The organism is Erythrobacter sp. HL-111 (assembly GCF_900105095.1).
Taxonomy (GTDB): domain Bacteria; phylum Pseudomonadota; class Alphaproteobacteria; order Sphingomonadales; family Sphingomonadaceae; genus Erythrobacter.
The window spans coordinates 1,140,773-1,157,419 of the sequence record NZ_LT629743.1 but is presented as its reverse complement, the minus strand read 5'-3'; the positions used below and the strand labels follow the sequence as shown (position 1 = coordinate 1,157,419).

Sequence of the window (16,647 nt, the reverse complement as noted above, 5' to 3'; positions counted from 1 at the left end):
AACCACATTCCTACAACAATGCAAATGCTTACGCCACTCCCGCCAACCCGTCAGACCACTGCCGGTGAATAATCCGGGCTATACCCTTTGTCCCCTATCCATCTTGAGCCACACCCAACTGCGGAACCGAAGCTGGCCCGTTCGATCATTGGCTTCGTTCTTGCGGCCTTTCCGTCCTTTATCGGACCAAACCGAACCCTGCACGCCTGCGAAGCGGCTGCGTGTTTTCTCAGCCGCGATGATCCGCCTGCAGGGCTTCCAGCATGGCGAGGTGGCGGTGCACCACCGGCGCGGCCGACGCGGCGAGAGAACGCAGCTGCGGGTTGTCGCCGTTCTTCGCATAGCCTGCCAGGAGATCGTGGTTCTCCTTGTGCGCGAGCACCTGCTGGTCGAGATAGGCCTTGTCGAAGGCGTCATCGGGCGCCGCCTCGAGATGCTCGACCAGCTTGCTCCGCCTTGTGTCCAGCCCTGCCGGTGGAGAGGGCACGCCGGAGGTCTCGCTCATCCGCAGCGCGGATTGCAACTGGTGCGTCATCGCGGTGTGATCCACGATCATGCGCCGCGCTGCCGTGCGAACCGGATCGGAGCGGCTGCGCCTCAGCGCGACCTGCGCCGCCTCCACCTCGTAGCGATTGCCGATCGCGGCATTCTCGACGAAGCTGTCGGCGGAATGCGCGCCCGCACCCCTGGCTTTGGCCCGTCCCATCAGGCCGCCGAGCATATCGGTGGTCTTGTCCATCGCGTGGCGAAGCGTTCCGTGCTGCTGGGTCATTGCGCGAACTCCCTGCGGGCTTCGCGTTCGGCCCTGGCATAGGCGGTGTCCTCGCCCGTTCCGCTGTCGCGCAGGGCAATGATGGGATGATCGCCTTCGGTGGCAAAGCGGTATTCGCTGCCGCGCTCGCTGCGATGCGCCGCAATGACGTCTTCGGACGGAACGTCGCCCTCGTTCACCTGCCGCTGATAATCGAAGAAGCGGTGATCCTGCGGCAAGTCACCGATCGGCACGAATTCGCTGTCCCAGCCGGTCCAGTCGAGCGTGCGGTCGAGCACGTCGCGGACATATTCCTTGTTCGGCTCGAAAGTCATCGGTTTGTCGAACCCGCCTTTCGGGAACAAGTCCGCCGCGTTGAGGCCATGCTCCGCCTTGAGCGCCTCGCAGGCGATCCGCAGGTGCTCGATCTCCATCGCGAGGTGCAGCTCCCAGATCTGCCGGATGCGCGGATCGGTCTCGGTCTCGCTGCACGACCAGTAGAGCCAGCATTCGTTGTATTCGTGCAGCACGAGATTGAGCAGTTCGGGGGTCATCGGATCAAGGATCGATTCGTAATGCGTGACGTGCTGTTCCTCGATCATCGCGATTTCCTGATACAGCGCGCGAGCGAGCGGGTGTTCGGGCCGGTTGCCGACGGTCATGTAGAAATTCATCGTCTGCTGCTCTGCCGAAAGCACGGTGAGCGCGTTGAGGATCGACTGAACGCTTGCTGCCTCGACCGTCATCGGCCGGCGCAATTCGTCATGCGGATCGCGGTGCTGGAAGATCGTCGGGCGGCCCGGCAGGATTTCAGTCAGGTCGCCGGTTACCTCCTCCGCCTTGCGCCGTTCGCCCATCAGATCCATCAGATTGGCGTAGCGATAGAGGTGGTCGTAATCCTCCAGCACGCCGAATTCGTAGACCTGCCGCAGGTAGGGGTCGGGCTCGTGCCGGGCGATCCAGCTGGTGAGGTCGACCGCCACCTGTTCATAGCCGATGGTGTTGGCGATTGTGCTCTCGCTTCCCGGGATCAGCCAGTTCACCACTTTCTGCTGCTGCTGTTCCACCCGCCGCGTGAGTGCGAGGGCCTGCTTGAGCCCGCTGTCGGAGATCCGCCGCGCAGCGTTGTGCGAATTCATGATCGCCTCGACCTCGATGCCGTTCATCATGATCACGCGGCAGCGTGTGTAGGGGTGCACGTCCTGCGTGCTGTAAGGCTCGACTGAAAGTTCGGACCAGTTGCGCAGCTGCCGGTCCAGCGGAATGCCTTTCTCGGCAAGCGGATTGAAGGCCATCGGTTCTCTCCATCGGTCTGCTTCGCCATTGGTGACGAAAGTCGCGGCGGAGCCTATCGCCCGAGGGGGGCCGGCAGCCTAACCTGCCTCAGGGCGAAGCGGCCGATGCGGCAGAGCGTGGATAGTGTAGGCCGAGCGCGATGTGCAGGCTGATGAAGATACCCGGCATCGGGCCAGCGCCATGGTGGCCTGCGTGCCCGATCCTGCCATCTTCGCCAACGGCCGAAGCCTGTCGGCGTGAATGGGCCTGACCCCGCGCCAGAACTCGAGCGGCGGCAATGAGCGGCATTTGTAGGGCCAGGATCAGATCCACACGGGAGCGTTGGCGATCATCCACTGCACGAGAGCATCGGGCAGGCCGGCATTCTCGAGCAGGTCGGCGTGCCGCTTCACGACATCGTCGCATCCTTCCTTCGCCCAGCTGGCCTCGATCTGCGCATTGCGCGATGCGCTGTCACCGACCTCGCCGGCAAGGTGGTTGCATATCCCCAGCTGCCGGATCGTTCGGGCCGTGGAGGAAGAAATCGTTCGCGCCCGCCGAAGCAGCAGGTCGGGGTCCGCGATGAAATAGGCTCGCGGCTGGTCCGTCATCTCGGTGCCGGCCAGGGTGGTGGACCAGGTATTCGGAACCAAGGCTCCGCGATCATTGGTCGAAACACGGACATACACGCCGTTCGAGCCGAAGAAATGGAAGCTCGTGCCGATCGCATCGCGCGACATCACGCCGCTCCTGATCAGGCGTTCCGGATCGGCGGGGTCAACCCCGTTGCGGTAGGTCAGGGAACCGTCCTGTTCGAGCGAGATCGTGACATGCGACGTTCGCGAGGCAGCGGCATAGGCAAGGTCGCCATTGTCGATGCATTCGCGGCGTTCGCCTTGTCCGTTCGAAATGCTCGAAAGGCCCGAGGTCGCCCTGAGCGATCCTTCCAGCATTCCCGGCGCCGCGAAGGTGAGATAGACGGGAGTTTCCGGGTCCGATCGGCGCGAGAGGGAGTATCGGCGGGTTCCTGTCCCGGCGTCGACCTCCCCGACCGAGACCGGGTCCGTCTCGTTCTCCGTATGGACCAGCGGCCCCGTTTCGCCTGCTCCGGGACTGAGCGCAAAGAAGCTTGGAAGCCCCACCGCGAAACAGATCGTTTCCGCTTCGATGAAATAGCGCTGCATCCCCTCCGCGCTCCTGTCAGGCGCAACGAAATAGGCCCCCGCCTGTGCCGCTTGGGTGATCCCTGCTGCTTCGGGACGCGCGACAGCGGCGCAATCCGTGGCCTCGACGGCGGGGCCATGCGCCCCTTCCGGAACATCGAGCCGGGCCTTCTCGCCCTTCACGTGGAATACCGCATCCGCGTTGGTGAAGCGGACGCCGCTGCCGGTAGGCCCCGCGACGAGGACGAAGCGGCCGTCATGGCCGGAGCTGGCGGAATTGGCCTTGATCACGGTGACCTCGACCGCCGACGTGCCCCACACGCTGGCGTATTGCGCGATAAGGCCCGTTTCGCCGGCGCATTGATAGCGCACGACCTCGCCCGGCTCGAAAGGTCCGGCGCCCGCACCTTGGGAGGCCGAGGCGGGGGTCGCCGCGGCGAGGGTTGCGAGGATCATGGCCGACGCGGCCTTAGCCGACCTCATGGTGCCCGTCCTTTTTCCCGTGTTCAGGTTCGCAAGCCGGGTCCGCACTGCGCCGACTCCGTGAGAATGGTCTGGCTTCACGTCCAAGGCATGGCGCGCTCGCCCGGCTAATCATGGAAGTCGAACCTTGCCGGCCGGCCCGGGCGAACTTCGATCCGGGCAGTCTCTCTCAGGCCGGACGGACATTCCGCGGTGTCCGCATGTTCGATGCGCGTCCCGTTCCCGGCGTCGAAGCACATGCGTCCCCCGCCATAGCCGTAGCTCGCTACGTCGGAGTGCGCGGTCAGGAAAATGGCGCCCCTCTTGCCGTGCCCGGATACCGCATCGACAAGGTTCATCTCGTGGCATTCGCCGCGCTCTATGCTCCACCGGCCCTGGGACACGATTCCGCCATGCGCCGGACCGCGGTCGCTCGCGATGGCGAAGTCGATGGTGGGCCTGCCGGTTCGATTGCAGACCTCGAGGATCGTTTTCTCCGCGACCCTCGTGCCGGGAGCGAAGGTGAAGACATTCTCGCTGCCCCGGCTCACTTCGAATCGCTTCGAGGTGAGCATGTAGTCCGGCCCGTCGCAGGCGATGCTGTCCGCATCGACGATCCTGAACTCATCCCGCTGGCCGACGCAGAAGGTCGCGTCGGGCAGGTTCCAGTCGGCCCGCTCGGCAGTGCCCATCATGTAGACCTCCCCGCCATAGGGTCCGCCCGTCTCGTCTTGCGGAAGAACGACATTGCGGCATTCCCCGTCGGCTATCTCGAACCAGCCCTTCGATGTCCAACCGCCGCCTCCCCGGCGGGAGCCCACGTCGTAATAGGCGAGCGCCGCATACATGAATTGCTCGCCCGAATCGTTGCACAGCTTGAGGAGCGTGGGGTCGGGAGCGCGGCCGAAGGGTCCGGCTCCAATCCGGTCTCCGTTGCCGAAGACCATGTCGCCATTGCCGCCTTCGTATCCCCTGGCGCGGGCGTCCGGCCTTACGGGGCGGATATTGGTGCCCTGGACCTGGACGGTGTTGCGGACATAGGCGGCCTCGGCGCCGGCCCCGGCCGTCACGCTGACGCTGAAGCCGGTGAAGTTCCGGTCGTAGTCATACCAGATACCGCCGCCCGATCCGCCGAACGCCTCGATCCCGCCTGCGATCCCTTGGCCGTCCCCGGCAAGGGCATCGTTTGCCGGTCGCCACAGCCCGATCGAGAGCGCGCCGCCCGCCCCGTAGCTGTTGATCTTCAGGGCCTGGCTGTCATAGGCGGTGGCGTTGCGCACGCCCGCGACGTCGAAGGCCAGCCCGCTTTCCAGCTCGACGCCGACACCACCGGCCGCGCCACCGGCAAGGCCGATCGTCACCGTCCTGTAGCCATGCCTGCGCGCGACCTCGAGAGTGTCGAGGAAGCAGGGGCTGGCCAGGATCGCATCATAGAATCCCTGGCCGCTGCCCCGGCGCATGCCGTTGAAACCGGCGGCGCAGCGGGTCCACATGCCGCTCAGTTCGAAACTCAGGGGCGCAAGCCGCCCGGCGTCCCTGCTCGCCAAGCCGATGATGGCGGGAACTTGCGTCACCGTGTCCGTCGATGTGGCCACGATCACGTTTCCGAGGTCACGAACGTTGTCGATGATCGTGCCGGGATTGTCCGGATCGAATTTTTCGCAGCGACCGGCAGTGGGATCGAGGTAATTGCTGGTGCGCTCGACCAGCCGGCCGTCGCAGGGACGACCGGGTCTTTCGAAAACGGTGCAGGCGCGCTGGCCTTCCTTGCCGCAGCCCTTGCGCGCCGAACTTTTTCGGACGCAGCGCCCCGCATTGGGATCGAGCGCGTTCGAGGTTACCTCGACGAGGCCAGCATCGCAGGGCCTGCCGGGCCGCTGCCAGACCTTGCACGCCTGCTGGTTGACGCCGCCACACTTACCAGCTGCCAATGCGCTTGACCTGAAAGGCCCTTCAGTGACGGGGACCAGAAGGAACACGATCGCTGAAGCAGCGAGCAGGACGAAATGGAGATACCTTGCGCGCATTGGGACCTCTCTCAGGCAGAGGATTCGCGACCTGGCCCCAGCTTTCTTCGATCAGTCGTGAAGCGGAACTGAACGCGCGAATTTCGAAATTCGCACGGAACTGGACTGTCCAGTAGATTACCACTCTTCCATGTTCATTGTAAATCATCCATCGCCAGAGCTTCGGTTCGGTCGGGAATAGCGACCTCTCCTGACGCAGGAAGCTTTTGAGATCATTGCAGCCGATCGGCCGCGAAGACGCGTGGCGGGCGATGCCCCGCCGACTCCGGCCAGTGGACAAGCCTGGTTGATTGGCTTCGCAATCGACTTTCGGCGCATCGCCAGCGTCGGCAATCCACCCAGAATCAGCCATAGCCAAGGTCTCGATGCGATCCCGCTAGCGTTCAGTCCGGTTTCAGCCAAAAGCGACGCGAAAATCCTGTGCACAGACCGGCGGAGATCCGCTTTCGCCCGGCAGGCAATCTTGCGCTGCTCGGCCGCTCGAATCATGGTGCTCGGCGAGGGGCCACGGCAGGGTGCCGCGCGTTGCGAATCTCAGAGAAACCTACGTATCTTCAGGCGCTTATAAAGCCTGGAAATCCTGGCTGGGGTGGCAGGATTCGAACCTGCGCATGGCGGTACCAAAAACCGCTGCCTTACCGCTTGGCTACACCCCAGCAGGAGCGGCGCTCTATAGCGTCTCGCTCCGCGATGTGAAGGCCCCCGTCGCGCAGGGGTGCCTCAGAAGGTCCAGTCGAGCCGCTTGCCCTCGAAATCCGCGGCCGAGTGGCGTTCGAGGAGCTTCTCGTCGTCCTCGCCCCAGGTCTTGTTGACGATCCGGCCGCGCTGCACCGCCGGCCTCGCGGCGATCTCACGCGCCCAGCGGCCGACGTGTTCGTATTCGTCGATCGACAGGAAGGTTCTGGCGTCGTTGTAGATCTGTCCCGCCACGAAGGGCGCGAGCCAGGGCCAGTTCGCCATGTCGGCGATGGTGTAGTCCTCACCGCCGAGATGGCGCGTCTCGGCAAGACGCCGGTCGGCGACGTCGAAGATGCGCTTCACCTCCATCGCGTAACGATTGATCGGGTATTCGTATTTCTCGGGCGCATAGGCGTAGAAATGGCCGAAGCCGCCGCCGATGAAGGGGCCGGTGCCGACCTGCCAGAAGACCCAGGACAGGACCTCTGCCCGCGCGGCGGGATCGGCGGGCAGGAACTCGCCGAACGTCTCCGCCAGGTGGACGAGGATCGCGCCGCTTTCGAACACGCGGAAGGGCTGCGGCCCGCTGCGGTCGACGAGCGCGGGGATCTTCGAATTGGGATTGATGCCGACAAAGCCGCTGGTGAACTGCTCGCCCTTGCCGATATCGACCGTCCAGGCGTCGTATTCGGCACCCGCGTGGCCTTTTTCCAGCAGCTCCTCGAGCATGATCGTCACCTTCACCCCGTTGGGCGTCGCGAGCGAATGGAGCTGGAAGGGATGATCGCCCTGCGGCAGGGCCTTGTCCTCGCGGCTGCCGGCGGTCGGGCGGTTGATGTTGGCGAAACGCCCGCCCGAAACGGTGTCGGCATTCCAGACCTTGGGCGGGGTATAGGCGGGATCGGCCATCGACGTCGCTCCTTTCGCAGGCATTTCGGCGCCTCCTGGCGCGGGTGCACCGTTGGCGTGCCCGCTCGCCGAGGGCAAGGAGGAACCGCGCGCCTCGCCCCCGCATTTCCCCTGTCATGGGAAAGATCGTCTGCGTCGATGACAGCCTGCCCGGGATCACCCGGCGCCGGGCGGGGAAGGGCTGGGCCTATTACGATCCGGCGGGCGAGCTGATCCGCGATCCGGCCGAGCGCGCGCGGCTCAACGCGATCGCCCTGCCGCCCGCCTATCGCGACGCGTGGTTCTGCCCGGAGGAACACGGCCACATCCTCGCCACCGGCTATGACGAGGCGGGGCGCAAGCAGTATCGGTACCATCCGGATTTCCGCGCGATGCGCGACGGGGCCAAATACGACGCCTGCGCCGCTTTCGGCAGGCTCCTGCCGCTGATCCGCCGACGGGTCGATGCGGACCTCGCGGCGCCCCGCGTGACGCGCGAGCGGGCGCTTGCCGCGACCGTGCGCCTGCTCGACCGGGCGGCGATCAGGATCGGCAACGAACGCTATGCCCGCACCAATGACAGCTACGGCGCGACGACGCTGAGGCGCGACCATGCCGAGGTCGGCACGCGGCGGATCGACCTGCGCTTCGTCGGCAAGGGCGGGAAGGAGCGCGACCTTTCGCTCGAGGATGCCCGCCTTGCCCGCGCGGTCCGGCGGATGCAGGAGCTCGAGGGCGAGGAGGGCGAAGGGGACGAGCACCTGTTCCGCTACGAGGACGAGGAGGGCAGGGTGCATCCCGTCACCTCGTGCGAGGTCAACGCCTATCTGCGCGAGGCGACGGGGGAGGATTTCACCGCCAAGCATTTCCGCACCTTCCATGCGAGCGCGCTCGCCTTCGAGAAGCTCGCCTGCGGCCGGGGCAGGGTGCTGCTGGGCGAGATGCTGGATCATGTCGCGGCGCATCTCGGCAACACGCCCGCTGTCGTCCGCAGCTCCTACATCCACCCCGCCGTGATCGAGCGGATCGAGGGGCAGGAGGAATGGCGCGCGGCGCTCGACCTGCCGCGTGCGACGAGATGGCTCAGCCGGGCGGAGCGCGGCCTCATCGACCTGCTCGAGCAAAGCGGCAAGGCGGCCGAACTCCTCGCCGAATGAGGCGGTCCGCGTGCCCTTTCCAGCGGGGCCGCGCCGCGTTACAGCCCCGCGCAGCAGGAGACGCCAGGCGATGACCGAAGCCCACCCCTTCTTCGACATGCACGCCCACGGCCTCGTCCGGGTGGCGACCGCGACCCCGGCGACGCGCACCGCCGACGTCGCCTTCAACACCGCCGGCGTGCTGGCCGAGGCGGCGCGGGCGCACGAATGCAATGTCGATCTCGTGGTCTATCCCGAACTGACGTTGTCCTCCTACGCGATCGACGACCTCCACCTGCAGCAGGCCATGCTGGCGCGGGTCGAGCAGGCGGTGGCCGAAGTGGTCGAGGCGTCGGACGATTTCACGCCGGTCCTCGTGCTCGGGGCGCCGCTGCGGCGCGGCGACAAGATCCACAACTGCGCGCTGGTGATCGCGGGAGGCGAACTGCTCGGCGTGGTGCCGAAAAGCTACCTGCCCAATTACCGCGAGTTCTACGAGAAGCGCCATTTCGCCCACGGCCGCGGCTGCGAGGACATGTGGATCGCGGTGAACGGCGAGGAAGTGCCGTTCGGGACCGATCTCGTCTTTGCCGCGGCGAACCTGCCCGGCTTCACCTTCGGGATCGAGATCTGCGAGGATTTCTGGGCGCCGCTCCCGCCCGGCAACATGGCCGCTCTCGCGGGCGCGCATATCCTGTGCAACCTTTCGGCCTCGCCGATCACGATCGGGCGCGCGGACGACCGTCACCTCCACTGCCGCTCCTCCTCCTCCCGCGCGATCTGCGCCTATGTCTATTCGGCGAGCGGCCACGGCGAGAGCACGACCGACCTCGCCTGGGACGGGCAGGGCGTGGTCTACGAACTGGGCGACCTGCTTTCGGAAAGCGTGCGCTTCGATCTCGGGCGCGAACTCAATATCGTCGATGTCGACACCGACCGGATCATGGCCGAACGCATCCGCAACCAGACCTTCGCCGATGCCGCCGAGGCGCACGGAAGGCCCGAGGACCGCTATCGCCGGATCATGTTCGAGCACGCCTACAGCAGGGGCGACATCGGCCTCATTCGCCCGGTGCGGCGTTTCCCCTTCGTGCCCAACAATCCCGCAACGCTGGACGAGGATTGCTACGAGGCGTTCAACATCCAGGTCGATGCGCTGATGCGCCGCATCCAGGCGGCCCGCGCGAAGAGCCTGGTGATCGGCATTTCGGGCGGGCTCGATTCGACCCATGCGCTGATCGTCGCGGCCAAGGCCTGCGACCGGCTCGGCCTGCCGCGCACCACCATCCGCGGCTACACCATGCCCGGCTTCGCCACCTCGGACGAGACGAAGGCCAATGCGTGGAAGCTGATGGAAAGCTTCGGCATCACGGCCGAGGAAATCGACATCCGCCCGGCGGCGGAACGGATGCTGGCCGACATGGGCCACCCCTATGCCGCCGGCGAGGCGCATTACGACGTCACCTTCGAGAACGTGCAGGCGGGCCTTCGCACCGACTATCTCTTCCGTCTCGCCGGGCTGCATGACGGGTTCGTGATCGGGACGGGCGACCTTTCCGAACTTGCGCTCGGCTGGTGCACCTATGGGGTGGGCGACCAGATGAGCCATTACGGCGTCAATGCCGGCGTGCCCAAGACGCTGATCCGCTATCTCATCCGCTGGACGATCCAGACCGGGCAGTTCGTGGGCGAATGCAACGCGGTTCTGCAGGCGGTCCACGATACGGTCATCAGCCCCGAGCTCGTGCCCGCGGGCGAGGACGGGGCGATCCAGTCGACCGAGGACGTGATCGGTCCCTACGAGCTCAACGACTTCTTCCTCCACCACACGGTGCGGTTCGGCCAGCGCCCGTCCAAGATCGCCTTCCTCGCCTGGCACGCCTGGAAGAACCGCGAGGCGGGCGAATGGCCGGTCGATTTTCCGGAAGGCAGCCGCAACCAATACGACCTTCCCACGATCGCGCATTGGCTGGAGAATTTCTGCAAGCGCTTCTTCGGCTTTTCGCAGTTCAAGCGCAGCGCGCTGCCGAACGGGCCGAAGGTTTCCTCGGGCGGGGCGCTGTCGCCGCGGGGGGACTGGCGCGCGCCGTCCGATGCCGTGGCCGACGTGTGGGTCGAGGAGCTGCGGGCCGGCCTTCCCGAAGACGCCTTCCCGGAGCGGGAGTGACGCGTCCTGCCCGGTTCGCTGCCCTTTTCCGCGGTCCTGATCCTCGTCGCCTGCAACGTGCTGTGGGCATTGAACGTCGTCGTCTCGAAACTGGCGGTCGACGATCTCGCCCTGCCGCCGCTGTTCTACGCCGCGCTGCGCTCGCTGCTGGTGGTCCTCGCGCTCGCCCCGCTGCTGCGCCGCGTGCCCGAACACCTGCCGCGCGTGCTCGCCGTCGGGCTGGCGATCAGCGGCGGGTCCTTCGCGCTCCTGTTCATCGGCCTGCAGAGCGCCACGCCGTCGGCCGCCGGGATCGTCAGCCTGTCGGGCGCGCCGCTGACCGTGCTGTTCGCTATCCTGTTCCTGCGCGAACAGGTGCGCTGGCGGCGCGGCATCGGGATCGCGCTGACCTTCGTCGGGGTGGCGGTGGCGATCGGTTCGCCCTCGGGGCTGGAGAGCGGCTGGGGCTCGGCTTCGTCTTCGCCTCGGCGGTGATCGGCGCGCTCGGGTCGGTGTTCTTCAAGCGGCTTTCGATCGGCGCGTTGGAAATGCAGGCCTGGGCGGGGGTCGCGTCGGTCGCGGTGCTGTTCCCGCTCTCCTTCGCGCTGGAAAGCGGGCAGGCGGCCGCGATTTCGGCCCGCCCGCTCGCCGCCGGGGCCTGCGTGGTGTTCGCGGGGCTCATCGTCTCGGTCGGGGCGCATTCGAGCTATTACCGCCTGTTCCAGCGGCACGATGCGAACATGATCGTGCCTTTCACCCTGCTGACGCCGCTGCTCACCATCGGTTTCGGCGCGTGGCTGACCGGGGATCCGATCGGCTGGCGGCTGCTGGCGGGGGCGGCGCTGGCGCTTGCCGGGGTGGCGATCATCGTGCTGCGGCCGAGTGCGTCGATCTTCAAGCCGTTGCTGGTGCGCCCGCGCCTCTAGCCGTGACGGTGCCGTGACGGTGCCGTGACGGGGCCGTGACTGGGCCGCGCCGCCGCACGAAACGCACGGCGCCGCCCAGTCGGCGCGTCACGCGGCGAGGCGCTGCGCTTCGATATGCGCGGCTTCGATGATCGCCTCGCCGTCCTCGCCCATGATGCCGTCGGCGGCGACGATCTTGATGTCGGTGATGCCGAGGAAGCCGAGGAAGAAGGTCAGCCAGGGGCTCATGAAATCGATCTCGCTGCCGATCTTCGTGCCCCCGGAGGCGGCCGCGACATAGGCCTTCTTGCCCTCGACGAGGCCGACCGGGCCGTTCTCGGTGTACTTGAAGGTCCGCCCGGCGCGGGCGACGAGATCGGCCCAGGCCTTGAGGCTCGCGGGAACGCCGAAATTGTAGACCGGGGTGGACAGCACGATGATGTCGGCCGCCTCCAGTTCGGCGATCAGGGTGTCGGCGATCCCTGCGAGTTCGGCCTGTTCGGGGGTGCGCTCGCCCTCGGGGGCGAGGTTCGCGGCGAAACGTTCGGCGCTGACGAAGGGCAGGGCGTCCTCCGCGAGGTCGCGGACGACCACGTCGGCCTCGCCGGTGCGGGTCAGGCCGTCGACGATCCGCTGGCCGAGCGCGTTCGAGACGCTTTCCTCGCCGCGGATGCTGGCCTTGATGTGAAGGATTGTGGTCATGGGAGTTTTCCTTTCGAATATCGTGTCTTCCCTCCCCGCGGGGGAGGGGGATTCGGGGCTAGGCCGCGTCGACGAGGACAAGTTCTGCGTCCTCGAGCGCTGTCACGGTCACCTCGCCCAGCGCGGTGATGGCGATGCCGTCACGCGCCTTCGCCTCGATCTCCCCGATCCGCACCCTGCCGGTGGCGGGGACGAGGTAGAGGTGCCGATCCGCCGAGCGCGGGCGGTAGGTCACGCTCTCGCCAGCCCTGACCGTCGCGCCCAGCACGCGGGCATCGGCTCGAATGGAAAGCGCGTCACCGTCGCCTTCGATCCCGCTCGCGAGGGGGACGAAGGCGCCGCTGCGCTCGCCCCTCGGGAACTGGCGCGCGCCCCAGCCGGGTTCGCCGCCGCGGGTGTCGGGGATGATCCAGATCTGGAAGAGCCGGGTTTCCTCGTTCTCCAGGTTGTATTCCGAGTGGCGCACGCCGCTGCCAGCGCTCATCACCTGGACATCGCCGGCTGCGGTGCGGCCTTCGTTGCCCAAGCTGTCGCGGTGCGTGATGGCGCCTTCGCGGACATAGGTGATGATCTCCATGTCGCTGTGCGGATGGGCCGGAAAGCCGGTGCCGGGCGCGATCGTGTCGTCGTTCCAGACGCGCAGGCTCCCCCAGTGCACGCGGGCCGGATCGTGATAGCCCGCGAAGGAGAAGTGATGCCGCGCGTCGAGCCAGCCGTGATTGGCCGCGCCGAGGCTTTCGAAAGGACGCAGTTCGATCATTGCTCTGTCTCCTGTCCGGGGCGGGGCGCGCTCGATCTGGGCCTCGCCTGTCGCTCATGCAGATGGGGGCCTTCGTTCGGATGGATAAGTGCGATAAAACTTGCCAAGATGTTCGGATGATCCGAACATGGGCGCGATGAAGCTCGGCGAACCCAGCATCGACCAGGTCCGCATCTTCCTCGCCGTGGTCGAACAGGGGAGCTTCGGCGGCGCGGCGAAAGCCATGGGGCGCGCGGTTTCGGCGATCAGTTACGGGATCGCGCAGATGGAGGCGCAGCTCGCCGTCACCCTGTTCGAACGCGAGGGTTCGCGCCGCCCGGTCCTGACCCCGGCGGGCGAGGGGCTGCTGCCCGAGGCCCGCACCCTCGTCGACCGGGTCGATGCGCTGATGGCGAAGGCGCGCAGCCTCCATGCGGGGCTCGAATCCTCGATCGGGCTCGTCATCGACGTGATGGTTCCGGGCGAGGTCATCGCCGCCGTGCTCGCCGATTTCCGCGCGACCTTCCCGACCGTGGTGCTGCGGCTGCGGGTCGAGGCGCTGGGCGCGGTGGTCGAATGCCTGCTGGGCGAAGGGGCGCAGCTCGCCCTGGGCGGGCCGATCGCCGGTGCGGACCCGCTGCTCGAGCGGCATGCGATCGGCGAGATCGAACTGGTCCCCGTCGCCGCCCCCGCGCATCCACTGGCGCGGCCCGGCATCGCTGCGGGGGAGAGCCGCCGCCACCTCCAGCTGGTGCTGTCGGATCGTTCGACCCGGACCGAGGGGCGCGAGTTTTCGGTGCTGAGCCCGCTGACCTGGCGGCTCGGCGATCTCGGCGCGAAGCATGTCCTGCTGAGGCAGGGGCTGGGCTGGGGCAATATGCCGCGCCACATGATCGCGGCCGACCTGGCGAGCGGGCAGCTGGTCGAGCTCGACCTGCCGGAAAGGCCCGGGGCGAGCTACACGCTCGCCGCGCTGTGGCGGCGCGACACCCGGCTCGGCCCGGCAACGAGCTGGCTGATCGACGCCTTCCGCGCGCGCTTGTCGAAGGAGCGCCCGGGCCGGTCCTGACGGATCGCGATCCGGCCTAGCGGCTGCGGAGCCAGCGCCGCGCCTCGTCGGGCGCGTCGAAGAACTCGACCTCGACCCCTTCGGCGATGCGGCGATACTGCATCCGCACCAGCGGCGCGCTCGACACCACGGCAAAGCGCGTCAGGCCGTTGTCGCGCCCGGCGAGGATCGAATCGCGGATCACCTGCGCGGTCGCGCGGTCCTGCGGCACGAAATCGCGCAGGTCGCCCAGGGCGCTGAACGGTGCGCGGTCGCGCAGGAACGGCTTGGCCTTGTCGAGCAGTTCGGCGAGGAAACCCTCCATGCTCGCCTTGGTCCACAGCCCGCTGATCGCGAAATGCAATTCCGCGCGGTGCCGATCGAGCGAGATCGAATGCGAGGGCGCGAGCGAAGCCATGCCCTTTCCGTAACGTCACCTGCGTAAAGATTGCGATAACGCGGGCAGGACTTTCTTCACCCTGCCCGCGCCGGAGCCTTGCCCCTCAGGGCGCGCGCAGCCAGTCGAGCGCTTCGCCCATGTCCTCGAAATAGCCCATTTCGAGCGCGCCGCTGACCCGGCGCAGCTGCTGCATCTGGAGGACCGAGGAATAGATGATCGCCATGCGCGTGACGCCGACCTTGGCCGAGATGTCCTGCGACATCTGCATCCGTTCGGCCACGTCGCGCGGCTGGACGCTGCACTGCCTGAGATCGCCGACCGCGCGAAAGCCGCGGCGGTCCTCGATGAAGGGTTTCGCCGTGCGGCGCAGTTCCTCGAGGAAGCGGTCGATCGCCTCGACCGTGAACAGGCCCGAAAGCGCATAGTGCACTTCGCGCCGCGCATCGTCGCGAACGACCGAAAAGACGGGTGCGAGGCTGGCCATGCCGCGCACATAACAGGGGTCGGGTAAACGGGTTCTAAAGCCTCGTCACCCAGCCGTGCGGATCGGGCGCGGTGCCGCGCTGGATGCCGACCAGCTGTTCGCGCATCTTTGCGGTCAGCTGTCCGGTCCCGCCTGCGCCGATGGTGAACTCGCCTTCGGGCGAGGCGACCGTGCCGACCGGCGTGACCACCGCGGCGGTGCCGCAGGCCATCGTCTCGGTCAGCGCGCCGCTTTCCGCTTCGCTGCGCCATTGTTCGAGCGAATAGGGTTCCTCGCGCACGTCGAGCCCTTCGGCTCGCAGCATGGCGATGAGGCTGTCGCGGGTGATGCCGGGCAGGATCGTGCCGGTCAGCGGCGGGGTGATGACGCTGCCGTCGGCGCGCACGAAGAACAGGTTCATGCCGCCCAGTTCCTCGATCCACCTGTTCTCGACCGCATCGAGGAACACGACCTGGTCGCAGCCCTGCGCGATCGCCTGCGCCTGCGGCACTAGGGATGCGGCGTAGTTCCCGCCGGTCTTGGCCGCGCCCGTCCCGCCCGGAGCGGCGCGGACATAGCCCTGCGCGACCCAGATCCGGACCGGCGCGACCCCGCCCCTGAAATAGCTGCCCGCAGCCGAGAGCAAAACGAGGAACTTGTACTGTTTCGCCGGGCGCACGCCGAGAAACGCCTCGGACGCGAACATGAAGGGGCGGATATAGAGCGATCCGCCCTCGATCGGCGGCAGCCAGTCGGCATCGGCGGTGACCGCTTCGCGCACCGCGGCGAGGAAGGTCTCCTCGGGCAGTTCGGGCATTGCCATGCGCCGCGCGCTGGCGTTGAAGCGGGCGGCGTTGGCCTCGGGCCGGAACAGCGCGAGCCCGCCGTCGGCGTGGGCGAAGGCCTTCATGCCTTCGAAGATTTCCTGCGCGTAATGCAGCACGCTTGCCGCCGGATCGAGCGTCAGCGGCTGGCGCGGGCCAATCGTCGGGGCCTGCCATCCGCCCCGGTCCTCGTCGTAATCGATCGTCACCATGTGATCGGTGAAGATCTTTCCGAACCCGGGATCGGCGATCAGCTCGGCACGCCGTTCGGCGGGCGTGGGCGAGGGATGGGGGAGGCGGGTGAACTGCATGGATCGGCGGTTAATATGGCCGGTGCACTTGGGCAAGCCGGAGTCTTGTTTTGCACAGCGCATCCGCGCTGCAATGTCCTCGCGCCCTCGGCGCTGCGGGCGCACACTCGCGCTTGCGACGGCTTTGCCCCGGCGCAGCGCTTGTTTTCGGGTGTGTCCGAGGGAGCCCGCGCGCATATCCTGCCAGTCCGGCCCGAAAGGCCGCAAGGGCCACCACCCGCCCGCAATCCCGTCGGCGCCGAGGACATCGCACGCCGGATGGCGTGCGGACGAAAGACGCAAAGCAAAAAATGAAAAGGGCGCTTCCAGCCCGCCCCTTGTGCCGTGGCGGATGGAAACGCCCTTTCATGGTCAGCGGCCAGGAAGTGCCGCTCACGAAGCCTCTAGGGGTACCGTCTTACCGATAGTGCTCCGCGCGGAAACTTGCCGACCTCTCTGCTGAACCATGAGACATCGGATCACCTCCTTTCGCGCTAGTGTGCCAAGACCCTGCCGTTTCACCGGGGGCCGAGAACCGCGTTCGCCGCTGGCCTCGTCCTCTATGTGAATCATGGCAGGGGGCTGTGCAAGACTTGAAAAAATCTTTTCCCGCGTCACAATGAGCCTTCATCGCATTGAGGACTTATGGGGCGTCCGGCGGGAAATTCCGGACGCCTTTTCTTTGTTACATGCAGAAGACTGGCGCGATAGGCAGTCGCCGCTGTGGATAAGCGCGAATCTCCTTCGCCG

The 16,647-nt window shown here is 66.8% G+C and carries 15 protein-coding genes and 1 tRNA gene; 5 read left to right on the top strand and 11 right to left on the bottom strand.

Annotated features, from left to right (window positions below):
- Positions 1 to 229 precede the first annotated feature (229 nt).
- The 6 genes from BLU08_RS05520 to yghU all read right to left on the bottom strand — a co-directional run bounded on the left by BLU08_RS05520 (position 230) and on the right by yghU (position 7,265).
- Positions 230 to 772: a DUF4142 domain-containing protein gene (locus BLU08_RS05520; protein WP_090196446.1), complete on the bottom strand. Its 543-nt coding sequence runs from the start codon at positions 770 to 772 to the stop codon at positions 230 to 232.
- Positions 769 to 2,046 (bottom strand): hypothetical protein, encoded by a 1,278-nt coding sequence (locus BLU08_RS05515; RefSeq protein WP_197676895.1) that lies wholly within the window; start codon positions 2,044 to 2,046, stop codon positions 769 to 771. The genes BLU08_RS05520 and BLU08_RS05515 overlap by 4 nt, the downstream gene beginning before the upstream one ends.
- Positions 2,047 to 2,349: 303 nt before the next feature.
- The gene (locus BLU08_RS05510; RefSeq protein WP_157674460.1) at positions 2,350 to 3,672 is read right to left on the bottom strand and encodes a hypothetical protein; all 1,323 of its coding nucleotides are present in this window, start codon (positions 3,670 to 3,672) and stop codon (positions 2,350 to 2,352) included.
- 107 nt (positions 3,673 to 3,779) lie between these two features.
- Positions 3,780 to 5,582, bottom strand: a complete 1,803-nt coding sequence (locus BLU08_RS05505; RefSeq protein WP_172800989.1) for a DUF1036 domain-containing protein — start codon at positions 5,580 to 5,582, stop codon at positions 3,780 to 3,782.
- Positions 5,583 to 6,259: 677 nt separating this feature from the next.
- A tRNA-Gln gene (locus BLU08_RS05500) sits at positions 6,260 to 6,334 on the bottom strand.
- Between the two features lie 64 nt (positions 6,335 to 6,398).
- Positions 6,399 to 7,265, bottom strand: a complete 867-nt coding sequence (gene yghU / locus BLU08_RS05495; protein ID WP_090196434.1) for a glutathione-dependent disulfide-bond oxidoreductase — start codon at positions 7,263 to 7,265, stop codon at positions 6,399 to 6,401.
- A 116-nt stretch (positions 7,266 to 7,381) separates the two neighbouring features.
- Between yghU and BLU08_RS05490 the strand changes: the two genes are divergently transcribed.
- The 4 genes from BLU08_RS05490 (at position 7,382) to BLU08_RS15475 (ending at position 11,452) form a co-directional block, all read left to right on the top strand.
- Entirely contained in the window at positions 7,382 to 8,401 is a 1,020-nt protein-coding gene (locus tag BLU08_RS05490; protein WP_090196431.1) for a DNA topoisomerase IB, read from the top strand.
- Between the two features lie 70 nt (positions 8,402 to 8,471).
- Positions 8,472 to 10,547 carry an NAD(+) synthase gene (locus tag BLU08_RS05485; protein WP_090196428.1) on the top strand — a complete coding sequence of 692 codons (2,076 nt, stop codon included), beginning with the start codon at positions 8,472 to 8,474 and terminating at the stop codon, positions 10,545 to 10,547.
- Positions 10,548 to 10,604: 57 nt separating this feature from the next.
- Entirely contained in the window at positions 10,605 to 11,021 is a 417-nt protein-coding gene (locus BLU08_RS15480) for a DMT family transporter (RefSeq protein ID WP_233996101.1), read from the top strand.
- On the top strand, positions 11,018 to 11,452 hold the full coding sequence (locus BLU08_RS15475) for an EamA family transporter (protein WP_233996100.1): 435 nt from the start codon (positions 11,018 to 11,020) through the stop codon (positions 11,450 to 11,452). Before BLU08_RS15480 ends, BLU08_RS15475 begins: the two co-directional genes overlap by 4 nt.
- A gap of 87 nt (positions 11,453 to 11,539) precedes the next feature.
- Here BLU08_RS15475 and BLU08_RS05475 read toward each other — a convergent pair whose 3' ends face one another.
- Positions 11,540 to 12,133 (bottom strand): FMN-dependent NADH-azoreductase, encoded by a 594-nt coding sequence (locus BLU08_RS05475; protein WP_090196425.1) that lies wholly within the window; start codon positions 12,131 to 12,133, stop codon positions 11,540 to 11,542.
- Positions 12,134 to 12,191: 58 nt separating this feature from the next.
- Positions 12,192 to 12,893, bottom strand: a complete 702-nt coding sequence (locus tag BLU08_RS05470) for a pirin family protein (protein ID WP_090196422.1) — start codon at positions 12,891 to 12,893, stop codon at positions 12,192 to 12,194.
- A 136-nt stretch (positions 12,894 to 13,029) separates the two neighbouring features.
- On the opposite strand from BLU08_RS05470, the gene BLU08_RS05465 reads away from it, so the two are divergent.
- Positions 13,030 to 13,941, top strand: a complete 912-nt coding sequence (locus BLU08_RS05465; protein ID WP_090201058.1) for a LysR family transcriptional regulator — start codon at positions 13,030 to 13,032, stop codon at positions 13,939 to 13,941.
- 16 nt (positions 13,942 to 13,957) lie between these two features.
- Here the strand turns inward: BLU08_RS05465 and BLU08_RS05460 are convergent, their stop codons facing one another.
- The 3 genes from BLU08_RS05460 to BLU08_RS05450 form a co-directional block, all read right to left on the bottom strand.
- Entirely contained in the window at positions 13,958 to 14,338 is a 381-nt protein-coding gene (locus BLU08_RS05460) for an STAS/SEC14 domain-containing protein (RefSeq protein WP_090196419.1), read from the bottom strand.
- An 85-nt stretch (positions 14,339 to 14,423) separates the two neighbouring features.
- Positions 14,424 to 14,804, bottom strand: a complete 381-nt coding sequence (locus tag BLU08_RS05455; protein ID WP_090196416.1) for an STAS/SEC14 domain-containing protein — start codon at positions 14,802 to 14,804, stop codon at positions 14,424 to 14,426.
- Between the two features lie 34 nt (positions 14,805 to 14,838).
- Positions 14,839 to 15,918 (bottom strand): branched-chain amino acid aminotransferase, encoded by a 1,080-nt coding sequence (locus BLU08_RS05450; RefSeq protein ID WP_090196412.1) that lies wholly within the window; start codon positions 15,916 to 15,918, stop codon positions 14,839 to 14,841.
- Positions 15,919 to 16,647 lie beyond the last annotated feature (729 nt).